The sequence below is a fragment of the Flavobacterium agricola genome (assembly GCF_025919725.1).
In the GTDB taxonomy this organism is placed as follows: Bacteria; Bacteroidota; Bacteroidia; order Flavobacteriales; family Flavobacteriaceae; genus Flavobacterium; species Flavobacterium agricola.
Genome location: NZ_CP081495.1, coordinates 272,968 through 293,650, shown reverse-complemented (window position 1 = coordinate 293,650; position 20,683 = coordinate 272,968). Strand labels below are relative to the sequence as shown.

At 33.4% G+C, this 20,683-nt stretch carries 19 protein-coding genes; 9 read left to right on the top strand and 10 right to left on the bottom strand.

The window, feature by feature from the left end; genetic code table 11:
• Positions 1–2: 2 nt before the first annotated feature.
• From K5I29_RS01480 to K5I29_RS01450, 7 genes are all read right to left on the bottom strand, one after another.
• Positions 3–1,601, bottom strand: coding sequence for a class I SAM-dependent methyltransferase (locus K5I29_RS01480; protein WP_264434095.1), 1,599 nt, complete (start codon positions 1,599–1,601; stop codon positions 3–5).
• Between the two features lie 205 nt (positions 1,602–1,806).
• On the bottom strand, positions 1,807–2,856 hold the full coding sequence (locus K5I29_RS01475) for an o-succinylbenzoate synthase (protein WP_264434094.1): 1,050 nt from the start codon (positions 2,854–2,856) through the stop codon (positions 1,807–1,809).
• Positions 2,857–2,895: 39 nt separating this feature from the next.
• On the bottom strand, positions 2,896–3,570 hold the full coding sequence (locus K5I29_RS01470; protein WP_264434093.1) for a metal-dependent hydrolase: 675 nt from the start codon (positions 3,568–3,570) through the stop codon (positions 2,896–2,898).
• Between the two features lie 13 nt (positions 3,571–3,583).
• Positions 3,584–4,495, bottom strand: a complete 912-nt coding sequence (gene menA, locus K5I29_RS01465; protein WP_264434092.1) for a 1,4-dihydroxy-2-naphthoate octaprenyltransferase — start codon at positions 4,493–4,495, stop codon at positions 3,584–3,586.
• 54 nt (positions 4,496–4,549) lie between these two features.
• Complete coding sequence (locus K5I29_RS01460; protein WP_264434091.1) at positions 4,550–6,073, bottom strand: PH domain-containing protein; 1,524 nt, start codon at positions 6,071–6,073, stop codon at positions 4,550–4,552.
• Positions 6,066–6,587, bottom strand: coding sequence for a PH domain-containing protein (locus tag K5I29_RS01455; RefSeq protein WP_264434090.1), 522 nt, complete (start codon positions 6,585–6,587; stop codon positions 6,066–6,068). Before K5I29_RS01455 ends, K5I29_RS01460 begins: the two co-directional genes overlap by 8 nt.
• A 60-nt stretch (positions 6,588–6,647) precedes the next feature.
• The gene (locus tag K5I29_RS01450) at positions 6,648–7,487 is read right to left on the bottom strand and encodes a 1,4-dihydroxy-2-naphthoyl-CoA synthase (protein WP_264434089.1); all 840 of its coding nucleotides are present in this window, start codon (positions 7,485–7,487) and stop codon (positions 6,648–6,650) included.
• A gap of 139 nt (positions 7,488–7,626) precedes the next feature.
• Here K5I29_RS01450 and K5I29_RS01445 point away from each other — a divergent pair, with 139 nt between their 5' ends.
• Positions 7,627–8,799 carry a serine hydrolase domain-containing protein gene (locus tag K5I29_RS01445; RefSeq protein WP_264434088.1) on the top strand — a complete coding sequence of 391 codons (1,173 nt, stop codon included), beginning with the start codon at positions 7,627–7,629 and terminating at the stop codon, positions 8,797–8,799.
• 56 nt (positions 8,800–8,855) lie between these two features.
• On the opposite strand, the gene ygiD is transcribed toward K5I29_RS01445, so the two are convergent.
• Positions 8,856–9,689: a 4,5-DOPA-extradiol-dioxygenase gene (gene ygiD, locus K5I29_RS01440; RefSeq protein ID WP_264435147.1), complete on the bottom strand. Its 834-nt coding sequence runs from the start codon at positions 9,687–9,689 to the stop codon at positions 8,856–8,858.
• A 260-nt stretch (positions 9,690–9,949) separates the two neighbouring features.
• On the opposite strand from ygiD, the gene K5I29_RS01435 reads away from it, so the two are divergent.
• From K5I29_RS01435 to K5I29_RS01415, 5 genes are read left to right on the top strand one after another with little or no spacing between them, the layout of a single operon-like run.
• Positions 9,950–10,951, top strand: coding sequence for a TonB-dependent receptor (locus tag K5I29_RS01435; protein ID WP_264434087.1), 1,002 nt, complete (start codon positions 9,950–9,952; stop codon positions 10,949–10,951).
• Positions 10,932–12,677: a TonB-dependent receptor gene (locus K5I29_RS01430; protein WP_264434086.1), complete on the top strand. Its 1,746-nt coding sequence runs from the start codon at positions 10,932–10,934 to the stop codon at positions 12,675–12,677. Before K5I29_RS01435 ends, K5I29_RS01430 begins: the two co-directional genes overlap by 20 nt.
• Before the next feature lie 10 nt (positions 12,678–12,687).
• A complete protein-coding gene (locus K5I29_RS01425; RefSeq protein WP_264434085.1) occupies positions 12,688–14,043 on the top strand; it encodes a DUF4876 domain-containing protein in 1,356 nt (451 codons plus the stop codon).
• 7 nt (positions 14,044–14,050) lie between these two features.
• The gene (locus K5I29_RS01420; protein WP_264434084.1) at positions 14,051–15,619 is read left to right on the top strand and encodes a DUF6850 family outer membrane beta-barrel protein; all 1,569 of its coding nucleotides are present in this window, start codon (positions 14,051–14,053) and stop codon (positions 15,617–15,619) included.
• 11 nt (positions 15,620–15,630) lie between these two features.
• Positions 15,631–16,785, top strand: a complete 1,155-nt coding sequence (locus K5I29_RS01415) for a cytochrome-c peroxidase (protein ID WP_264434083.1) — start codon at positions 15,631–15,633, stop codon at positions 16,783–16,785.
• A gap of 140 nt (positions 16,786–16,925) precedes the next feature.
• Here the strand turns inward: K5I29_RS01415 and K5I29_RS01410 are convergent, their stop codons facing one another.
• Together K5I29_RS01410 and K5I29_RS01405 are read right to left on the bottom strand one after the other, a co-directional pair.
• On the bottom strand, positions 16,926–17,303 hold the full coding sequence (locus K5I29_RS01410; protein ID WP_264434082.1) for a group III truncated hemoglobin: 378 nt from the start codon (positions 17,301–17,303) through the stop codon (positions 16,926–16,928).
• Positions 17,304–17,349: 46 nt separating this feature from the next.
• Entirely contained in the window at positions 17,350–17,655 is a 306-nt protein-coding gene (locus tag K5I29_RS01405; RefSeq protein ID WP_264434081.1) for a rhodanese-like domain-containing protein, read from the bottom strand.
• Positions 17,656–17,814: 159 nt separating this feature from the next.
• Between K5I29_RS01405 and K5I29_RS01400 the strand changes: the two genes are divergently transcribed.
• The 3 genes from K5I29_RS01400 to K5I29_RS01390 all read left to right on the top strand — a co-directional run bounded on the left by K5I29_RS01400 (position 17,815) and on the right by K5I29_RS01390 (position 20,683).
• Positions 17,815–18,447: an NAD(P)H-dependent oxidoreductase gene (locus K5I29_RS01400; protein WP_264434080.1), complete on the top strand. Its 633-nt coding sequence runs from the start codon at positions 17,815–17,817 to the stop codon at positions 18,445–18,447.
• Between the two features lie 10 nt (positions 18,448–18,457).
• Positions 18,458–19,030 carry a YceI family protein gene (locus K5I29_RS01395; protein ID WP_264434079.1) on the top strand — a complete coding sequence of 191 codons (573 nt, stop codon included), beginning with the start codon at positions 18,458–18,460 and terminating at the stop codon, positions 19,028–19,030.
• A gap of 237 nt (positions 19,031–19,267) precedes the next feature.
• On the top strand, positions 19,268–20,683 hold the full coding sequence (locus tag K5I29_RS01390) for an anthranilate synthase component I family protein (RefSeq protein WP_264434078.1): 1,416 nt from the start codon (positions 19,268–19,270) through the stop codon (positions 20,681–20,683).

Here is a 20,683-nt window from a genome sequence, read left to right as displayed (position 1 = left end):
ATTTATTGTTTAAGTAAATTAATACTTACAGTAGCCAAATCAGAATCTGGAAAGCGTTTAAACATATTCATTACCGGGTTTAAACCTGCTTCTTTGCAAACTTTATGAAAAACATCAATTTCTAAAATATATTGATCTGAAAAACCATGTGTTGCATCATAAGCTGTTGCTGGGGTTTTACCGATGTTTTGTGCTGTTAAATTTGGTGCAATGGTATGCAGTTCGATTAACAACAATCCAAATTTTTGTAAATAAGGGCTCCATTTTTGTAAATGGTTTTTCAGGTTTTCTTCAACCGCATTATTCGACAAACGTTCTCCTCTAAAAGCAAAAGCACCAGTAGAAGTTGACAATCGGTTGGCTGATGTAACGGTTGGTTCCCAAATACGATTATGATCTAAAAAGGTTCGCATATTAAGTAAATCACTTAATTCAATTTTATACTTTTCTTGCAAATCTTTTGCTAATAAATCAGGATTACCAATATCACCCCAAATTACTTTAGCCCAAATATCATTTTTAATCAAGTTTGCTCGAGTAACTTTTAACGCTGCTTGATTGTAATCTGCTCCAACCAAAAATAACGGATATTGTTCTAACATTTTTCCTCGTAAAGTAAAACGCTCAATAACCTCGTACAAATGCTGTAACAAAGCGCCGTTACCACAACCCATATCTAAAATTCCTTTAGGTTGTTCTTCAATTGGGCGGTTAAAAATTTCGATTATTAAATGATCAATAACTTTAAAATATGTGGTATGCGCTCCGCCGCTTCCCCAAACATTCATTTCACGATCCACATGAATTTCATCTTGTCCTTCGGCAATATCACGTAATTTTTTAGGATCACCAAAAATTAAATCATCCACACGAGAAAACATTGGTAAATAAGAAACGGTTACGCCGTATGCTGTTGCACGACGGGCAAAAAACAAACCGGTTTCGGTAAATTCAAAATTACCATCGTTAACAGTAAACCAACCCAATTGCGTTAAAAATTGAAGAACTTGCTCAAAACATTCCGGATTTTTATGAAATTCGTCTGCAGAAAAGGAAGATTGCATAAAGTAATTATGAAACATACCATTCATACCCAAACGCACAATAATTGGCCCTAACAAAGCACCTTCTATATGTTTTTGAATTTGATGCGTTAATTGTCCGCTTTCTGTTGAAAGATCAACTTTCTGAAAAATTAAACTATGATATTTTTCAAACAACTTAACCCATTGCTTACACAACTCATCAGGAATTTGTTTGTTATTTAGCAATAACGGATTTGCGGTAAAGGCAAACAAATCGGTATAGATTTGTGCATGCTCATATAAAAAAGAAGTTGCTTGATTAGCAACAACTAAAACCTCGTCCGTTTTATTATTTACTTCGTAATTTAAAAAACCTTGAGCGGCTAAAACACGTAAAGCAACATTTAGATATCCGTCGTTTGCTTTAAAATGATTAGTTAATTCGTTTAAGTTCGTTTCCTTTTTTTCTAGTATATATTTTAAAACGTCATGTTGCTGTAAACTTTTTACTACAGGCGTAACAACAATTCCGTCTAAATGTCTAAATATAGATTCTCTAAGTAATTTTTTATCCATAGAAATATTAAAATTGGGATATAAATATACTCTTTTTTTAAACCAAAATATTATTTTTTAGTTTCTTTTATCAGTTTTACAACGCTTGATTATAAATCAATTACGCAATAAAATGGCTTTAAAAACTCACAAAACACAACATCATCTATCAAACTAGTAGTGTTTTAATAAAAAAAGCAATTCAGTACTTAAAATGTAATAAATTTTAAAAGCTTAAATCATGCAAATCAATTGCCCAATTTTTATTGGTATTGTACCATAATTTTCCGTTTATTACTTCTAATGGCGAATCAATATTGTTGGTATATAATGCGCCGGTTCCTAAACCTTGAGGCATTGCATTATGTAGTTGATAGGTAAATTGCGAAATAGCATTTAAGCCAATATTTCCTTCTAGGGCAGATGTAATCCACCAACCAATATTTAGCATTTCTGCCAACTGAATCCATTCTAACGAACCTTTAAAACCGCCAATTAAACTTGGTTTTAAAATAATAAACTGCGGTTTTATGGCTTGCAACAAGGTTAGTTTATCTGCCAGCTCGGTAACGCCAATTAATTCTTCATCTAAAGCAATTGGTAAAGGCGTTTGTTTACAAAGTTGTTGCATAGCCTGAATTTGCCCTTGTTTAATGGGTTGTTCTATGCTATGCAAATTAAAAGCTGCTAATTGATTTAATTTTTGTAAAGCTTCATCAGCTGTAAAAGCGCCGTTTGCATCTACACGAATTTCAATTTGTTCTGCCGAATAATGCGATCGTATAAACTGTAAAAGTTCTAATTCTTTATTAAAATCAATTGCGCCAATTTTAAGTTTAATACAAGTAAAACCTTGCGCTAGTTTTTCATCCAATTGTTCTTTCATAAACGTTGCATCCCCCATCCAAACTAATCCGTTGATGTTGATTGGCTGTTTGCCTTGAGAAAACTCGGAAGGAAAAAGCTGAAATGGCGATTGGCTTTGTAATGATAAAAAAGCTTGCTCAACCCCAAATTGAATAGAAGGAAAACTACGCAATTGGTGCCATAAATTAGATGCGCCTAAATGAATGTTTTCGCAAACCCATTGCAGCTTTGCTTCGTAACCTGGCACATCATCAAAACTTAACGAACGTAAAATTCCGCATTCTCCAATTCCTATTTTTCCTTGATCTTCTATAACTAAATACCAAGTTTCTTTATCGGTTAAAACGCCTCTAGAAGTTCCGGAAGGGCGCTTAAAATGTAAAATGTGTTTGTAATATGTTGCTTTCATAAATTGGCTAAAAAAAAGCTCCTGATTAGGAGCTTGTTGTTATATTTCGATATTAGAACCTACTTCTAATAAAAGTAATTCTTTTTTATTGTTTTGGAATATGTTTTTTGCTTTTTGATGATCGATTTTAATAAAACCAAACGTATCAAAATGATAACCTAAAACTTTGTTTACCGCAACAAAATCAGCAGCAATAACAGCATCTTCTACGCCCATGGTAAAATTATCTCCAATTGGTAAAATAGCTAAATCTAAAACGGTGCGCATCGGAATCAATTTCATATCGTACGTTAATGCGGTATCACCAGCAATATAAATATTTTTATCTGCCTCAATCACAAATCCGCCAGGTTGCCCACCGTTTGATCCGTCAGGAAATGATGAAGAATGAATGGCATTAACATAACGTACTTTACCAAAATCAAAAGTCCAAGATCCGCCATGATTCATTGGGTGTGCATTAAAACCTTTTGTTTGGTAATAACTTGCAATTTCGGCGTTAGATACAATGGTTGCTCCGGTATTTTTGGCAATTAATTCTACATCACCTACGTGATCGCCATGAGCGTGAGTAAGTAAAATATAATCTGCTTTTAATGCATTTACATCAATATGTTTAGCTAATTCGTTTCCGGTAATAAACGGATCTACAATTAAATGTTTTCCATTGGTTTCTATAGCTAAAGATGCGTGTCCTAAATATGTAATTTTCATTTTTTAGATGATTTTATTTTGTAAAAAATAATTCGATTGCGGTTACTAAAGATAATAAAAAGGTTCCAATTGCTACAACTTTTAATTCCGAATCGTAAGCTTTGGGTTGCTTAACTTCGTTCACACGTTTTAAATGCGCAGCAAAAAGTAAAAAATAAACAATTGCCGTTGGAAATATGAGTAAACCACGTAAATAATCAAAAACCAACAAGCAAATAAAAGCAAACAAAACCATAGCAATATGATAGGTTTTGGCTTTCTGACTTCCCATTTTTACCACAATGGTATTTTTACCCGAAACAATATCGTTTTCAATATCGCGCATGTTGTTTAAGTTTAAAACCCCAACGCTTAATAAGCCAATTGTAATAGCAGGAAAAATGGTAGTATAATCAAACTGCATGGTATATAAAAAGCTAGAACCAATTACGCTAACCAATCCAAAAAAAACAAATACAAAAATATCGCCCAAACCTCGATATCCGTATGCTGATTTACCTACCGTATATTTTATAGCTGCTGCAATTGCACCAATTCCTAATGCTGTAAATAGCAAAGAATACCAAAAATTTTCACTACCAAAGGCAACGTAAATTAATAAAATAGCAACCAATAAGGAAACGATGGAGGTAATAATGATTCCTGTTTTCATTTGTTTTTGCGTAATAGCTCCTGATTGAATGGCGCGTTGCGGTCCTACCCTATTTTCGTTATCGGTTCCTTTTACACCATCGCCATAATCGTTAGCAAAGTTTGATAAAACCTGAAAACATAAAGTAGTTAAAAAAGCTAATCCAAAAATAATCCAAAAATGAGATTTATTTTCTACCTGATTGTACGCGGCAAAACTACCAACAATAATTCCGGAAACCGATAAGGGCAACGTGCGTAAACGTGCCGCCTCGATCCATACTTTTATATTCATGAATGTAATTTATTTTAATGCAAATATCCGAAGAAAATTGTGGGTTTAGAAATATTAAGCCCACGAAATGTTTGTACTTTCTACATAATACAAAACATAATTCATTACCTTATTATATGCCGATTGGTTGGCAATTGGTAACCGAATGGGTCCGCCGGCTGTTTTTAATTCCAAACGGGTTAATCCTATTTTTTGATGCCACCAAGCTTGTTGTTGCACAACTGCCTGAACCTTATTCATTTCTAAAACCGTAATTTTGGTTTGTAAAGTGCCTTGTTTAATAATGATTTTATCTGAAAAAACCGAAATGGTAAAACGTTTAAAATTTATATATTGAACCACAAAAATTACAATCCACAAACAAAAAATGGCTACGCAAAAGTTTAATGTTAAAAATACATCATCTAAAATATAAACGTAAGCACAAAAAAGTAAAAGTAAAAAAGTAATTAAAAACATGGGGGCAACTAACATTCTTACATTAGGTTTTATCGTTAAAAGTTGTTCGTTTTGTTGTGTAGAAAGATTTAAAAAGTTTTTAATAGTTTCTAATTCTAACTGTTGCAAGGCAGGAATTTTAACGCTGCTTTTTTGTTTTTTTTCTGACGGATTACCTATTAAAGCTAATTTTAAGGTGTTTACATTTAGTAAACGCATAAATTTAGACGTAACAAAAACGTAATATTGAATTTTTCTGGGCTGTACAATGGTTTGAAATTTCTGAATCAAGCCGTATTGAATAAGCAACGACTGCTTGTTTTTTGTAATGGAATAACCAAAATATTGTAAAACGCCAACAGCTATATGAATGCCTAAGAATAACAGCACAAATAAAATAAAGGAAACAGCAATTGAGCTTGATATAGCTTGAATAGCCGTAAAATTATCTAAATAGCCTGATAAAACCTCTTCATTAAAATTTTTAATATTTTCGAAAATGGTATTAAAAAACAACAATAAAATTCCTAAGGTTTTAAAATAGTTAGAAACTAAGCTGTTTTTAAATAATGAAAGAAGGGAAATGCGAATTGTTTGATTTGTTTCTGCTCCTGTATCTTTATTTTCAGAAACCGTTTCATTGCGTATTGGCTCAATTTCAGCAACTAAATCTTTTTCTTTTTTATAATTGATGATGTAATTGCGCAAAACATCGGCATCTTTTTTTGATAACGATTGAATTACAACCTCATCTTTATCACTGCCCGCGGTATCTAACCTTACTTTATAAACACCTAATAAAATATGAAAATATTTTTGCTCTAAATTCACTTCAAAAATTCTATCTAAAGCAATAATTAATTTTTCTTTAGCTAAAATGCCACGTTGCAATACAAATTCCTGATTGGTGGTATCTATATAAAAACGGTAGGTTAAAAAGCGTAAAACCGAAATAAATAAAGCAAGCACAACAAAAATACCCAAATACCAAAAAGATTGGGTTTCGCTCCCTTCTGCTTCTGTTTTTCTAAAAATAAAATAAAGCAACAAAGGCCACATTGCCCTTAAAAATTTAAAAAGGGTAATACTAATTTCTATTAAAACACCAATAGGTTCTTGTCGTTGGGGTTTATTAATCATTAGCTAAAGCATTAATTTGATTTAAAATAAATGCTTTGTAACGTAAGGCATCTTTATACAAAATTCCTTGAATAACAATGTCAGAACTATTGGTACTTGCTGTATAAATACGCAATTCGCACAAATTAAACCATCTAGAAAAAAGCCCTTGATTGATGCTAATATGCTGAATTCTGTTGTTAGGAACCACGGCTGTACTTTTTAATAAAAAACCGCTATGGCTAATAATATCGTGCGCTCTAAAAGCAAAACCACGCTGATTAATCGCTTTTAAATTAATTACGACTAAAAATATAAGTAACAAAACGGAACATGCAGCACCTACAAGTAATACTAAAATTGGTAGTAAATTAAAATATAAACTTACTGCCCATGCACCGCCAAAAAATAAAAAGATTAGCAGGTAGTGACAAAGCACAACTTTTTTATAATTACTATGTAATGGGGTTAATTGGGTTTGCTGATATTCAGGAATAGCAGCAAAATCAACCGTTTGGTTGTAAAAATCGGACATAAAAAAACGTTTGTATAAATATACAAACGTTTTATCAAATCTTACTATGTTTCGTACCTACTACGGAATATATTTTTTCTCAAAATTAGGTTTACGTTTTTCTAAAAAGGCATCACGCCCTTCTTTCGCTTCGTCCGACATATAAGCCAAACGTGTAACTTCACCAGCAAAAACTTGCTGCCCAACCATACCGTCGTCGGTCATGTTCATGGCAAATTTCAACATTTTTATAGAAATTGGTGATTTTTCAAGAATTTCTTGTGCCCATTGATAAGCCGTTTCTTCTAACTCATCATGCGGAATTACAGCATTAACCATGCCCATATCCATAGCTTCTTGTGCAGAATAATTACGTCCTAAAAAGAAAATTTCACGTGCTTTTTTCTGTCCCACTAATTTAGCCAAATAAGCCGAACCGTATCCAGCATCAAAACTAGTTACATCTGCATCTGTTTGTTTAAAAATAGCGTGTTCTTTTGATGCTAAAGTCAAATCACAAACTACGTGCAACGAATGTCCGCCACCAACAGCCCAGCCGTTTACCACAGCTATTACAACTTTTGGAGTAAAACGAATTAAACGTTGAACTTCTAATATATTTAAACGGTGGTATCCATCTTCACCTACGTAACCTTGGTGGCCACGAGCATTCTGATCTCCACCGCTACAAAACGCATAAACACCATCTTTTGGCGATGGTCCTTCTGACGAAAGTAAAATTACACCAATCGATGTATCTTCGTGTGCATCATGAAAAGCACGTAATAATTCTGCGGTTGTTTTGGGTCTAAAAGCATTACGAACTTCCGGACGATTAAACGCAATGCGCGCAACACCATTGAATTTTTTATACGTAATATCTTCAAATTCTATTGCAGTTTGCCAATTAATTGTACTCATTTTTTACTGTGTTTAGATATGTAAATTTACTTTAATTTTAAGTACCGAACAACTTAAAAAATGCATTATAACATTTAATCTTTTTTTAAGAGCTAGGTTTAAAACCAATTCCTTATTTTTGTGAGTAAACCCTTAAGTAATGAAACCTAATAAGCCAATTTTTTTTATTGCTTTGCTCTTTTTTTTAAATTCTTGCAACAAACAAGATAAAAAAAACACAGACGAAGTACTTGTTGATTCTACAGCATTTGTTAACCCCTACGAAGTTGAATTTGATAGTTTAGATCCTGAATTTGTTGAAAACACAAAAAAGGATATCGATTTTTTTTATAACAAACATTTTGGTAACCAATACAGCGGTTCTTTTTTGGTAGCTAAAAACGGAGAAATTATTTACGAAAAATATTCTGGTTTTGCGTACAAAGAAAAAGGAGAAGTAATTGATGAAAATACGCCTTTGCATGTAGCAAGCGTTGGTAAAGTATTAACTGCAACTTGTATTTTACGTTTGGTTGATCGTAATGAAATAGATTTAGAACAATCCGTTCAAAGTATTTTACCAACCTTTCCTAATCAAGAAACTACCGTGCGTATGTTATTAAATCACCGTTCGGGACTAAAAAACTACGCGTATTTATTTGAAAACGATAAAAGTTGGGACAAAAAACAGCCTATTACCAATCAGGATGTTTTAAATTTATTAGCCAAAAACGACGATATTTTAGAACGCCAACCAGGTAAATATTTTCAGTATTGCAACACCAACTACGTAATTTTAGCCTTAATTATCGAAAAAATAACGGGCACTCCGTTTGACGTAGCTCTAAAAAGTTTAATTCTTGACCCTTTAGAAATGCACAATACGTTTGTTTTTAAGGATTTAAATGAGAAAGAACATGTAAGCCAATCGTACAAAGGCAACTACAAAAAGTTAGATTGGCGTTTTTTAGACCAAACCTACGGAGATAAAAACATTTATACTACGGCTCGGGATTTGGTTTTGTTTGATAAAGCAACCTATTCAGATAATTTTTTATCAGCCAATATTAAAGAACAAATGTTTAAAGGCTACAGCTACGAACGTAAAGGAACCAGAAATTACGGTTTAGGCGTGCGCTTACTTGAGTTTGATAATGGTAAAAATTACATTTTTCATACCGGTTGGTGGAGCGGAAATACGTCTATGTATGTAACCTTGCGCGAGGAACACGTTACGTTTATTGCTATTTCTAACAAATACACACGTAAACCATACGAAATAAAACGTTTAACTAAATTATTTAGCGATAATTTTTCGTTCAATTTTAAATAATAAAAAAGGAAATCTACAAGTAGATTTCCTTTTTTATTTTATATTTCATTTCAGCATTAGCTGTTGTACATAAACGATGTCATGGTTAATGAACCTCCAACGCACGAGTCATTAAAAAAGGTTACCTGATCTTTAGCACTACGTAATCCTAAAGTATAAATCATTGGATAATAATGATCTGGTGTAGGAATAGCCAATAAAGCTGCTTTGTTTAATTTTTCGTATTCAATTAACGCTTTATGATCACCATCAGCAATTTTTTCTTTAAAAATGGTGTTCATTTCTTTTGCCCAATCGTAACCAAATTCTTCGTTCATGTTCTTCCATGAAATCTCGCGTAAGTTATGTACCATGTTTCCACTTCCAATCACTAAAACACCTTTTTTACGCAATTCAGCCAATTGTAAAGCTAAGTTATAATGGTATTCTGCCGGTTTGTAATAATCAATACTTAATTGTAAAACAGGAATATCTGCTTTAGGATACATATGGCGAACAACGGTCCAAGTTCCGTGATCTAAGCCCCAATCGTGATCTAAACCAACATTGGTACTAGTAATTAATTTTTTAGTTTCGTTTGCAATTTCTAAACTTCCTGGTGCCGGATATTGTACATCAAAAAGCGCTTGCGGGAATCCTCCAAAATCATGAATGGTTTTTGGATTATTCATTGCTGTAATGTGCGTACCTTTAGTTAACCAGTGCGCAGAAATTACAACAACGGCTTTTGGCGTAGGAATTGTGTTTCCAAGTTCTGCCCAAGTTTGTGAATAACTGTTATTCTCAATCCCATTCATGGGTGATCCGTGTCCTATAAATAATACAGGCATAAAGTTGCCATCGTATTTTAAATCTTTATATAAATTGTAAAAAGGTTGTAAGCTACTCATAATTAATCCTCCTCCTATTAACTTTAAAAAATGAAGTCTTTTCATCATCGATATCATTTAGATTTGAGCAAATTTATTTTAAAAAAATATCAAAGCACTTAATCTAAATTAATTAATCGCATTACTTATGTTAAAAGTAGAAACAATAAGAAAAAAACAGTGTTTTTAAAAAGTTAAAAATAAATAAAAAACCAACTATTTATCATTGGTCTAAATAAATATTAATTCTATATTTGCACCACAAAAATTAAAATCTTGTCGTGAAATATATTGTTAGCCTCTTATTTATAACCGTTAGTTCTTTAACATTTGCTCAAAAATCTATAAAAGGAATTGTAGTAGATAAAGATACGCAACAACCTTTAGAATTTGTTTTAATTACAAATTTACCTTCGCAACAATGGGCATTAACCCAAAAAGATGGATCATTTGAAATTAAAAATGTTTTAGATGCCGACTTTACCTTATTCGTAAAATTATTGGGTAAAGAAGAACGTACCATTTCATACAAAAAAGAGCAATTAAACACGCAGTTGCTTATTGAACTTCAAAACAAAAACTTACGTTTAGACGAGGTTATTGTTACGGCTCAAAAAGGAAAAAACCACTCCGAAATCACCATGGGAACCGAAGCTATAAACCAAGTTCAGGCCTTTTCGTTAAACGAAGTTTTAGAACAAATTCCCGGACAATCTATTACCGATTTAAATTTAAATGAATTTAAACCAATTGCTTTCCGAACCGTTAGGCCACCATCGGCACGTGATGCAGCTTTTGGTAATAAAGCTTTTGGAGTTTCGGTTGTGGTTGACGGCATTCCGATGTCAAACAACGAAAACATGCAAACTTACGGTTCTAATTTTAGAAACGTTTACGAAGCCAATGCCTTAAATTTTGGAGATGCCAGCTCAACATTTAATGGTACGTTTAATAATGCTGGCTATGGAACCGATTTGCGAGAAGTTCCGTTAGATAATATTGAAAGCATTGAGGTAGTACAAGGTATTCCGTCGGCTAAATACGGCGATTTAACTTCAGGTTTAATCAACATCCGTAAAAAAGCAGGTAAGGCGCCATATCGCGTTTATACCTCACTTCGCGACGGTACCACAGAATTTGGGTTAAGCAAAGGTTTTAGTTTATCGCCAACTTTAGGTAATGTAAATGTTTCGGTAAACTATTTAAATTCAAACTCAGAACCCCGTTTCATATACCAAATACAACCGCATAACCACCAACCTGATGTGGTCGTGGGCCAATAAACAAAAAAACATACGCAACAACTTCTCAGTAAATTACAGCTTTAATAAAGACGATGTGAATTATGAAGAAGAAGCTGCCGACGAAAAAATTGTAAAAAACGACAACAAAAGCATTGCTATATCTAACAACTTTAACTGGAAATTTAACGATGCCTTTTTTGACAATTTAATGGTGAATGCCAATTTTAGATACGGCAACCAATATTCGTTCGAATCTAGATATGTAAACGTAGGCGGTCGCGTAGTTGGTACAAGTAAAGAACCGGGCGTTTACGAGGGCGTTTACAGCCTTCCATCTTATTTATTAACCAAGGAAGTTGAAGGAAAACCGATTTCTGGATTTGCAGCGGTAGAAGTAAACAAATCTTTTTACGCCGGGCAATTTGAAAACAACATAACCTTAGGTACCGATTTTAGAATAAGCGATAACATTGGCCGTGGGCAATTAGGCGAACCTGAAACTTTAAGTAATTTTTTCGGTTCTAATGCCGGCAAAGGCGGTAGCGGATTCAGACCTTATAATTACGGACAAAATGTTTTAACCGAATACCAAGTTGCCTTATTTGCCGAAGATAATATTATTAGATATTGGGGCAATAGCGTTTTAAATATGAACCTAGGTGCACGTTTTGATTATCAATACGGAATTGCAAACCTTTCGCCACGTATTAACGCCTTTTATGCGTTTGATAAATTTAAAATTCGTGGTGGTTACGGTATTTCTACCAAATCACCCGCTTTAAGTCAAATTTATACCGGGGTTCGTTATCACGATGTTGTTTTAGCCGATTTGCGTTTACCAGGTTATTACAGCATGGGCGTTGTACAAACGTTTGTTGACAGAGCCGATAATCCGGATTTAAAACCTTCAAAAGCACATAAAGCAGAAGTTGGTTTTGATGTAGAATTAAACAAAAGTTCTACCATTGGTATTACAGCATTTTACAACACATTAAATGATGGAATTACTGGCGAAAACCGCCCGGCGCATCGTGATATTGCCGAATTAGATATTACCTATTACGGAACCGAGAAACCAACGTATCAAATTTCACATTACAACCATTATTATTTTCAGCAAATGTTTTACGAAAATTCGTTTAAATCGGTCGATAAAGGTTTAGAATTAATGGCCAGTTTTAGGCAATTACCAATTCCGGGCTTAAGCATAAACGTTACGGGGTCGTACATAGAAACAAGCAATTACGATAAAACCGATTTATTTTATTTTACAAAAGATGTTACAAAAAACGAAGCTTATGGGGTTTACGAAAAAAATCCGGTTTTTTACAAACAAATGCAGTTTACAACCGATTTTTCGTACCATATTCCTAAAGTTGGTTTAATTGTTTCGGTAAAATCAGAGCATTTTATAATGAACAGCCGTTCATCAAACCGAATCGAAACGCCTTACGCCTATTTAGACCGCAATTTAAATCGATACGAAATTCCGGTAGCAGACCGAAACAACACCGACATGTATGGGCATATTATTAATAAAAACAGCTTATTAACGCCAAAAAAATTAGCCAAAACCTATCATAACTTTCACTTAAGGTTAACGAAAGATTTTTTAAACGGTTTTAAGTTTTCTTTTTATTCCAACAACTTTTTAGATCTGCGTCCAACAGAATATATTGAATTAACCGACGGAACTTTTATAGAACAGAACTACGAACCATTTGTAAAATTATCATTCGGTACTCGAATTGAATACTCATTTTAATCCATTAAAAATGAAAAAAATAGCATTATTACTTACAGCAGGATTAGCAGCTTGGGGCTGTGCCGAAGATGATTTTGGTACAACAACCGGCGGATTAACCACCGTGCCTTATTCATTAACTGCCGTTTACGAACCTAATATTCCGGCAGCAAATGCCTCAATTACCTTAGTTAACATAAACACCAACGATAGCTACGAGCTGGTTACAGACGAAAATGGATTTGCCTATGTTGCAAACCTTTTACCAGGTACGTACAACATTTCGGGAAGCAACAAACTAAACAACGAGCAGTTTGAAACTATTTTTGGGTATGCCGAAACCAACGACGAAATTAACTTTAACGGCAACCTAAATAATACGGTGATTAATGCCAATTTTGCCCCTGGTAAAATAAAATTAGCACAAGCTAAAACCGGCAATTTAGTTATTAAACAAGTTTATTATGCCGGATCTGACGCCTTAAAAGGTGCCGTAATGCGTGATCAGTTTATAGAAATTTATAACAATTCCAATCAACTTTTATATGCAGATGGCCTTTATATTGCCTTGTTACACGGCGCAACAACCCTGAATCCATCGGCAGCCAATGCGCCATATACGCTAAGTTCGGGGCAATGGGATTGGTCTAAATCTTCGGGCATGTCAATTATTGGTGGTGATGCTAATACCGATTATGTTTATGCGGATTACGTAGTTCAAATTCCGGGTAATGGTTCGCAATATCCTATTGAACCAGGAAAATCAATTGTAATTGCACAAACAGGAATCAACCACAAACAACCTTTAAGTAATGATGGTAAAGATTATAAAATTGATAATCCTGATTTAACGGTAGATTTATCTGAAGCTGATTTTGAAGCTTATTTGGGTGATTTTAGAAAATCTATTGGTAAAGAACCTTTTGCATCAGATATTGAAAACCCAGCAGTGCCGAATGTAAATATTGCATTTTGGGGAATTCCGGGCGCGTATTTTGGTAACACCGATTTAATTTTAAATCCTCAAGGTACCGATTCGTTCGTGATTTTTAAAGATGAAGATTTTATTCTGTATAAATTTTTTCCGTTACCAAATGTGGTAAATGTTAGCGGCAGCACGCCACATTATATTCAGATTCCTGTAAATAAAATTATTGACGGAGTTGATGCGCAACATTTTAGACCAAGCAGCGCGCGTCCAAAAATGTTACCATCACATATTGATGCTACATCAATCAGTGTATCTAATCAGTACAATTCGAGTGCTATAATTCGTAAAATAAAAAGTACTACGCCAGACGGACGTATTATTTTACAAGATACCAACAACTCGAATAATGATTTTATTGAAATGAAAGCCAACCCAAAAGGTTTTGCTACAAACTAATTTTTTCATGAACTTAAAACATACGTTTACTTGTATTCTTTTTAGCGTAAGTTGTGCTGTTTTTGCACAACTTCAGGATACGGTATCTGTTAAGTCCAATGCGTATTATGCCAATTATTTTACCGATTTAATTAATAATCCTATTTTATACGCACAATTTAAAATTAAAGACTTTACAGCTACATCAATCGCATATCAGCACAAGCAACTAAACTTTAAACGCCAACAAACGGCTAGCGAAATAAATAATGTTGCGTTTAGAACCCAAGGTATTTACAATTACTCGAGCAGATTGCGTGTTTTTGGTGATTTTTCGGTTACCAAATCGTTAGAAAAAAATGTTGGTTTTAATCTTTCGTCGCAACGCACAGAAAATCAAATGGTACTCAATCCTAATTATTATTATGTACCAAAAGCAGGTAATTGGGATACGCAACGTTACAACATTTTGGGCGGAATTAATTATGCCTTTAACAACGGAGTTGCTATTGGTACGGTACTTAATTACAAAGCAGATAAGCTTTTTAGAAAAATAGATCCAAGACCAGAAATTGTAGAACATACCATTGGCGGAAAAGCTTTTGTTGGTTATACATTAAACCAAAAACATACGGTGCAGTTGTTCGGTGGTTTAAGCCAAAATACCTTAACTAATAGCATTGTTTATGTAAACGATTATTACAATTCGCCAATTTATGAAGATACGTATGTGCGTTTTAACAGCGGTTTTGGGTACACAAGCTACAATTATTCGTACGATAAAAATAGTAACCGCGGATTAACCAAATCATCAGGAATTGCATATCAATATAAAAACGAAAAACATGTGTTTGCTGCAAATTACAGCTACAGCAAGTTATTAGAAAATTTATATGCTAAGATTCCTGGTTCTGGTACCTCGCAATTGCTATTAAAAAAAGAAAATATTACGCATAAATACCGCGCAATTAATCATGCTATTCAGGCAAAATACATTTTTAACGGATCGGCTGTTAATTATTTTGCTCAAGCCGGTTATCAGTTAGCTAAAAATGATAATTTTAATGTTACTTCTCAAGGCCAAAATTTTAGATATGTACAAAATAGATTTACTTTTGACAACGGAATCATTAAAACTAAAAACAACAAAACATTGTATGCTGTTGGCTTAGGTGCTGTATATTCTAGAAATGTAATAAAAGATTTATTAACGGTTGTAGATAAACGCATTCATTATTTAGAAGTTGCTTTGCAAGCGAATACCGATGTTTTTAAAAATGAAAAAAATAGGTTAAATGCCGAAGTTTTTGTAGTTTCTTACACCGCTTTACAAAGCAAGTTAGATTACTTGGCTTCGGGTTCAAACTCAGCTTTTTCAGAAAAAGTTATTTTTAATGATCAAGGATATGATGCTACAACCAAGTTAACCACAGGTACAAATTTGACATACGACATTCAATTAAAAAAATCGTATATCAGAATTTTTGCCAATTACCAAAGTTTGTTAGCAACCGGACAACAATATAAAAAATACACCAATCAATTACTTAATAAACCCAACAAGCAAGTAAGCGTAGGTTTAGCAATAATTTATTAAACACAAGCAAAATGAACATACAAAAAGGTATTTGTACTATTTTATTATGTGGAGCTGCATTGGGGTTAATGTCAGTAAAATATTTTAATACCAACGATCCTGTATATTATTCTATTTCCGATTTACGAAATTTATACGGTAGCGGTAATCCTGCGCTTTGGCCTGCAGCGCTTATTGATAGCAATGTGGTAAACTTTCAAGATATTGGGCCGTTACAAGAACCTATTTTTCCGGCAGATAATCCATATAGCGAAGCCAAACGTAATTTAGGTAAAAATTTATTTTTTGACCCTAGATTATCTAATTCCAAACAAATTGCTTGTGCATCTTGCCATGATCCGGCTTTAGCTTGGGGAGATGCTAAACCGGTTTCGCATGGTGAAGATAGACAAACCGGAATACGCAATTCTAAATCCTTATTAAACGTGGCGTATGCATCGCCTTTGTTTTGGGATGGTAGAGCATTAACGTTAGAAGATCAGGCACGTTTTCCGATTGTTGATCCTAAAGAAATGGCAAATCATGTAGATGTTGCTGTAAAAACAATTAAAAAAATTAAAGGTTACAAACCGCTTTTTAAAGAAGCTTTTGGAGATGATAAGGTTACTGAAGATCGTATTTTTAAAGCCATTGCTACGTTTGAACGTACATTGGTTAGTAGAAAAAGTAGGTTTGATAAATTTGTTGAAGGCGATCCAAAACAATTAACCGATCAGGAAATAGAAGGTTTACATTTATTTAGAACCAAAGCGCGTTGCATCAGTTGTCATAATTCTCATTATTTTTCAGATAATCAATTTCATAATGTGGGATTAACCTACTACAAACGCAAATATGAAGATTTAGGGCTTTATACCCAAACAGATGCAGTACAAGATATTGGTAAATTTAGAACCCCATCGCTACGTGATGTAGCTCATACAGCCCCGTATATGCATAACGGTTTATTTCCAAACCTTACTGGTGTTTTAAACATGTACAATGCCGGTATGCCAAACAGAATTCCGCCAAAAGGAGCTGAAAATGATCCGAATTACCCAAAAAACTCAGAATTGTTACATGTTTTAAAACTTGATAAAGAAGAATTAAAGGCATTAGAAGCCTTTTTAGGTGCCATTAGTTCTCCTGTTTATAGAGAATCAGAACCTGAACAATTACCACAATAAAAAAACAGAACCTTAAGGTTCTGTTTTTTTATATCAAAAGGTAAACTAATTACCTTTTGTAAGAAAGAGATGTAATGAGCTGCAAAGCTACATTGTTTAAACAACTTAACTACCTCCCTTAACAACCTTTTAGGTTTAATTTATGCCTCGCCTCTAAAATACTTAATTTTATGTAAAAACATTTCTGCCATTTTTCCGGCACGCCATAAAGCTTCGTCGGCTCTGGGACCATCAAAATTTTCAGCAACTGTTTCTTTAAAAATAGTAATCCAAGTGTCAAAATGAATCTGATCTAAAGGCAAATCACGATGTGGCGGAAAAGGTGCACCGTTGTACGTATGCGTATTTTCGAACAAAACGGTTTCCCAAAAATTATACATTTTATTTAAATGCGGTTGCCAATCGTTTTTTAATATGCCATGAAAAATGGGTCCGATTAATGGGTTTAATCCAACCTTATTATAAAAAACATCCACCAACAAAACAACATCATCACGTGTTTCAATATCTTTTTTCATAGTAATTTGTATTAAAAAAAGAAGCCCGAAAGCTTCTTTTACATTTTTATGCTAAAGGGCCTTGCCATTCTAAAATACCGCCAGAAAGGTTGTAGGCATTTTCAATCCCCATTTCATTCATAATTGCACATGAATTTCCGCTACGTGCACCCGAACGGCAATACACATAATAGTTTTTAGTTTTGTCTAAACTTTCTACAAAGTTTAAAAAAGCTTCTTGTTCGTAAAAATTTACGTTTACAGCACCCGGAATAAATCCTGAAGCAAATTCGTCTGGAGTTCTAACATCAACAATTACTCCGTCAGCATCAGCTTGTGCTTTTTCCCACCATTCTGTTTGAGAAATATTCATATCTTTTAAATTTAATTTCAATAGTAAATGTAAATAAAATTTATCACTTTTCAGAACCAAGGCATACTAAAGTTTGTTATTTTATGTTACAGATTCTTCGTAAATTTGCAGCGCTACAAATACTTTTATTAAAGTATTTTAACTTATAATTTAAAATTAATGAACAACTTTATAAAAAACCAAAATTGGCGTTATGCAACCAAAAAATTCGATGCAAGTAAAAAAATAACAGCCGATGATTTATTGTATTTAAAAGAAGCGATTCGTTTAAGCGTTTCGTCGTACGGATTACAACCCTATCAAGTTTTAATTATTGAGAATCCAGAAGTTCGTCAACAAATTAAAGAAGTTGCTTTTAATCAAGCTCAAATAACTGATGCATCACATTTATTTGTTTTTGCAAGTTATACCGAATTAAGTGATGCAAAAGTTGATGCTTACATTACAAATATTGCAAACACACGCAACATTGAAGTTGAAAAAGTAAACGGTTACGGCACATTTATTAAAGGCATTTTTAATCCTAAAACCGAACAAGAAGTTTTAGATTGGACAGCAAAACAAGCTTATATTGCCCTTACGAACTTAATTAATGCAGCTGCAGAACGTAAAATTGATGTTACCCCGATGGAAGGTTTTATAGCAGAAAAAGTAAATGAAATTTTACAATTGCAAGATCGTAATTTAAACGCTGTATTACTTGCCCCGGTTGGTTTTAGAGCCGATGATGATGCGACGCAATTTGATGCTAAAGTTAGAAAAGCGGATCAGGATTTATTTATACACATTTAATTTTTATAGAATGAAGTTTTTAAAACCTTTATTGCTTAGTTTTTTAGTCGTAGTTTTTTTTACAGCTACTGCAAATGCACAGCGCAAACAAAAAATAAATTTAAAAAAATCTAAAATTGAATGGACGGGTAAAAAATTATTTACGAGCCATAACGGAACCATTAGTTTTAAAAGCGGTATTCTTTATTTTTCTGGTAAGATTCCCGTGGGCGGTGATTTTGTTGTAGATATGCAAACCATTAACACCACCGATTTAAAAGGAAAAAGTAAAGATAAATTAGATACGCACTTAAAATCGAACGATTTTTTTGATGCTACCCAATATCCAGAATCAAGCTTGGTTTTTAGAAACATGGAACCGTCTGAAGAACCTGGTGCTTATTTTGTAACAGCCGATTTAACTATTAAAGGCATTACACATCCTATAAACTTTGAATTGCGCCTAAATAAAGTTGGAGCCAGTGCAACCTTGGTTGTAAACAGAACCTTGTACGATATTAAATACGCATCAACCAGTATTGGAATGATTGCTGACAAGGCAATTTCTGATGGTTTTGAGCTTAATGTAGCCATGGTTTATTAACTTTTTTATTGAAAAAAACATTTTTATTTGGTGTAACAAAAAAAGTTTAATAATTTAGCCAATACAAAACACAGAAAAATGATACAATTTGTAAACAATGCATGGTGGTGGTTAAACTTACGTCGAACGTCGTGAGCAATACCTGCTATATGTATATTTTACACTAATTCATAATATATAGTAAAGGCCTATCTCACTGAGATAGGCCTTTTTTTATTTTCAAAAAAAATCTAAAACATGACATCAAAATTTAAATTTACCGCGTCATTTAAAAAAATTGTAGCCGATGTTATTACACCGGTAAGTACATATTTAAAAATTAGGGATCAGTTTCCGAATAGCATTTTGTTAGAAAGCAGTGATTACCATTCGGCAGAAAACAGCTATTCGTTTATTTGTATTCATCCCATTTCTCAATTTAAAGTTAACAACCAGCAACTAACGGTTACCTACCCAAATCAGGAAATTCAAAAAACAAGTTTAACTCAACCCAACCAAGCTTTACAACAATTAGAACAATTTATTGCTTGTTTTGAACCCGAACAAAACAACTTACCTTTTGCCGCACAAGGTTTGTTTGGTTATACTGCATTTGATGCCTTGCCTTACTTTGACAAGTTTGAACCAATAGTAAAAAAAGAAAATACAGAAATTCCAGAAATTTTTTATCAATTTTTTGAATGTTGCATCGCCATCAATCATTTTAAAAACGAAGCGTATTTAATTAAATATGATTTTGATTTTGAAATTCCTAATGCCGTAAGTTTAGAACATTTAGAAAGCATTATTCAAACGCAAACCTTTGCAACATATCCGTTTCAAAAATCGGGAGCCATAGCATCAAATTTAACCGATGATTCGTTTAAAAACAAAGTAAATCAAGCCATAGCGCATTGTAAAAAAGGTGATGTTTTTCAGTTGGTAATTTCTCGTCAATTTCAGCAACAATTCACTGGTGATGAATTTAATGTTTACCGTGCGCTGCGCAGCATCAATCCTTCACCTTATCTTTTTTATTTTGATTTTGGAAATTTTAAAATTTTAGGATCGTCACCCGAAGCTCAGTTGGTGGTTAAAAACAACAAAGCTGAAATTCATCCCATTGCAGGAACTTTTAAACGTACCGGAAATGATGAAGAAGATGCATTACTTGCCAAACAATTAAGTGAAGATCCGAAAGAAAATGCCGAACATATTATGTTGGTAGATTTAGCAAGAAATGATTTAAGCCGTAACGGAAAGCAAGTTACCGTTGAAACCTTAAAGCAAATTCATTTTTACTCGCACGTTATTCATTTGGTTTCTAAAGTTACTGCCGTTTTAAAAAATAAAGACAAAGCATTACAAACTTTTGTAGATACGTTTCCGGCAGGAACCTTATCTGGAGCGCCCAAATTTAAAGCCATTCAGCTTATTCAAGAAATAGAAAATTGCAACCGCTCGTTTTACGGGGGCGCCATCGGATATATCGATTTTAACGGCAATTTAAATCATGCCATTATGATTCGTTCCTTTTTATCCAAAAATCATACGTTAACTTTTCAGGCCGGTGCTGGCGTAGTAGAAAGTTCGAATCCAGAAAACGAAAATCAAGAAGTATTTAACAAATTACAAGCTTTAGCGCAAGCGCTAAACTTAGCCGAAAATATATAA

What these genes read in the sequence shown, in the direction of transcription:
- K5I29_RS01455 (WP_264434090.1), bottom strand. Translation starts at nt 6,587, where the DNA reads ATGTCCGATTTTTACAACCAAACGGTTGATTTTGCTGCTATTCCTGAA.
- K5I29_RS01395 (WP_264434079.1), top strand. Translation starts at nt 18,458, where the DNA reads ATGAAGTTTTTAAAACCTTTATTGCTTAGTTTTTTAGTCGTAGTTTTT.
- K5I29_RS01425 (WP_264434085.1), top strand. Translation starts at nt 12,688, where the DNA reads ATGAAAAAAATAGCATTATTACTTACAGCAGGATTAGCAGCTTGGGGC.
- ygiD (WP_264435147.1), bottom strand. Translation starts at nt 9,689, where the DNA reads ATGAGTAGCTTACAACCTTTTTACAATTTATATAAAGATTTAAAATAC.
- K5I29_RS01430 (WP_264434086.1), top strand. Translation starts at nt 10,932, where the DNA reads ATGTGGTCGTGGGCCAATAAACAAAAAAACATACGCAACAACTTCTCA.
- K5I29_RS01400 (WP_264434080.1), top strand. Translation starts at nt 17,815, where the DNA reads ATGAACAACTTTATAAAAAACCAAAATTGGCGTTATGCAACCAAAAAA.
- K5I29_RS01445 (WP_264434088.1), top strand. Translation starts at nt 7,627, where the DNA reads ATGAAACCTAATAAGCCAATTTTTTTTATTGCTTTGCTCTTTTTTTTA.
- K5I29_RS01390 (WP_264434078.1), top strand. Translation starts at nt 19,268, where the DNA reads ATGACATCAAAATTTAAATTTACCGCGTCATTTAAAAAAATTGTAGCC.
- K5I29_RS01450 (WP_264434089.1), bottom strand. Translation starts at nt 7,487, where the DNA reads ATGAGTACAATTAATTGGCAAACTGCAATAGAATTTGAAGATATTACG.
- K5I29_RS01475 (WP_264434094.1), bottom strand. Translation starts at nt 2,856, where the DNA reads ATGAAAGCAACATATTACAAACACATTTTACATTTTAAGCGCCCTTCC.
- K5I29_RS01410 (WP_264434082.1), bottom strand. Translation starts at nt 17,303, where the DNA reads ATGAAAAAAGATATTGAAACACGTGATGATGTTGTTTTGTTGGTGGAT.
- K5I29_RS01405 (WP_264434081.1), bottom strand. Translation starts at nt 17,655, where the DNA reads ATGAATATTTCTCAAACAGAATGGTGGGAAAAAGCACAAGCTGATGCT.
- K5I29_RS01470 (WP_264434093.1), bottom strand. Translation starts at nt 3,570, where the DNA reads ATGAAAATTACATATTTAGGACACGCATCTTTAGCTATAGAAACCAAT.
- K5I29_RS01460 (WP_264434091.1), bottom strand. Translation starts at nt 6,073, where the DNA reads ATGATTAATAAACCCCAACGACAAGAACCTATTGGTGTTTTAATAGAA.
- menA (WP_264434092.1), bottom strand. Translation starts at nt 4,495, where the DNA reads ATGAATATAAAAGTATGGATCGAGGCGGCACGTTTACGCACGTTGCCC.
- K5I29_RS01415 (WP_264434083.1), top strand. Translation starts at nt 15,631, where the DNA reads ATGAACATACAAAAAGGTATTTGTACTATTTTATTATGTGGAGCTGCA.
- K5I29_RS01480 (WP_264434095.1), bottom strand. Translation starts at nt 1,601, where the DNA reads ATGGATAAAAAATTACTTAGAGAATCTATATTTAGACATTTAGACGGA.
- K5I29_RS01420 (WP_264434084.1), top strand. Translation starts at nt 14,051, where the DNA reads ATGAACTTAAAACATACGTTTACTTGTATTCTTTTTAGCGTAAGTTGT.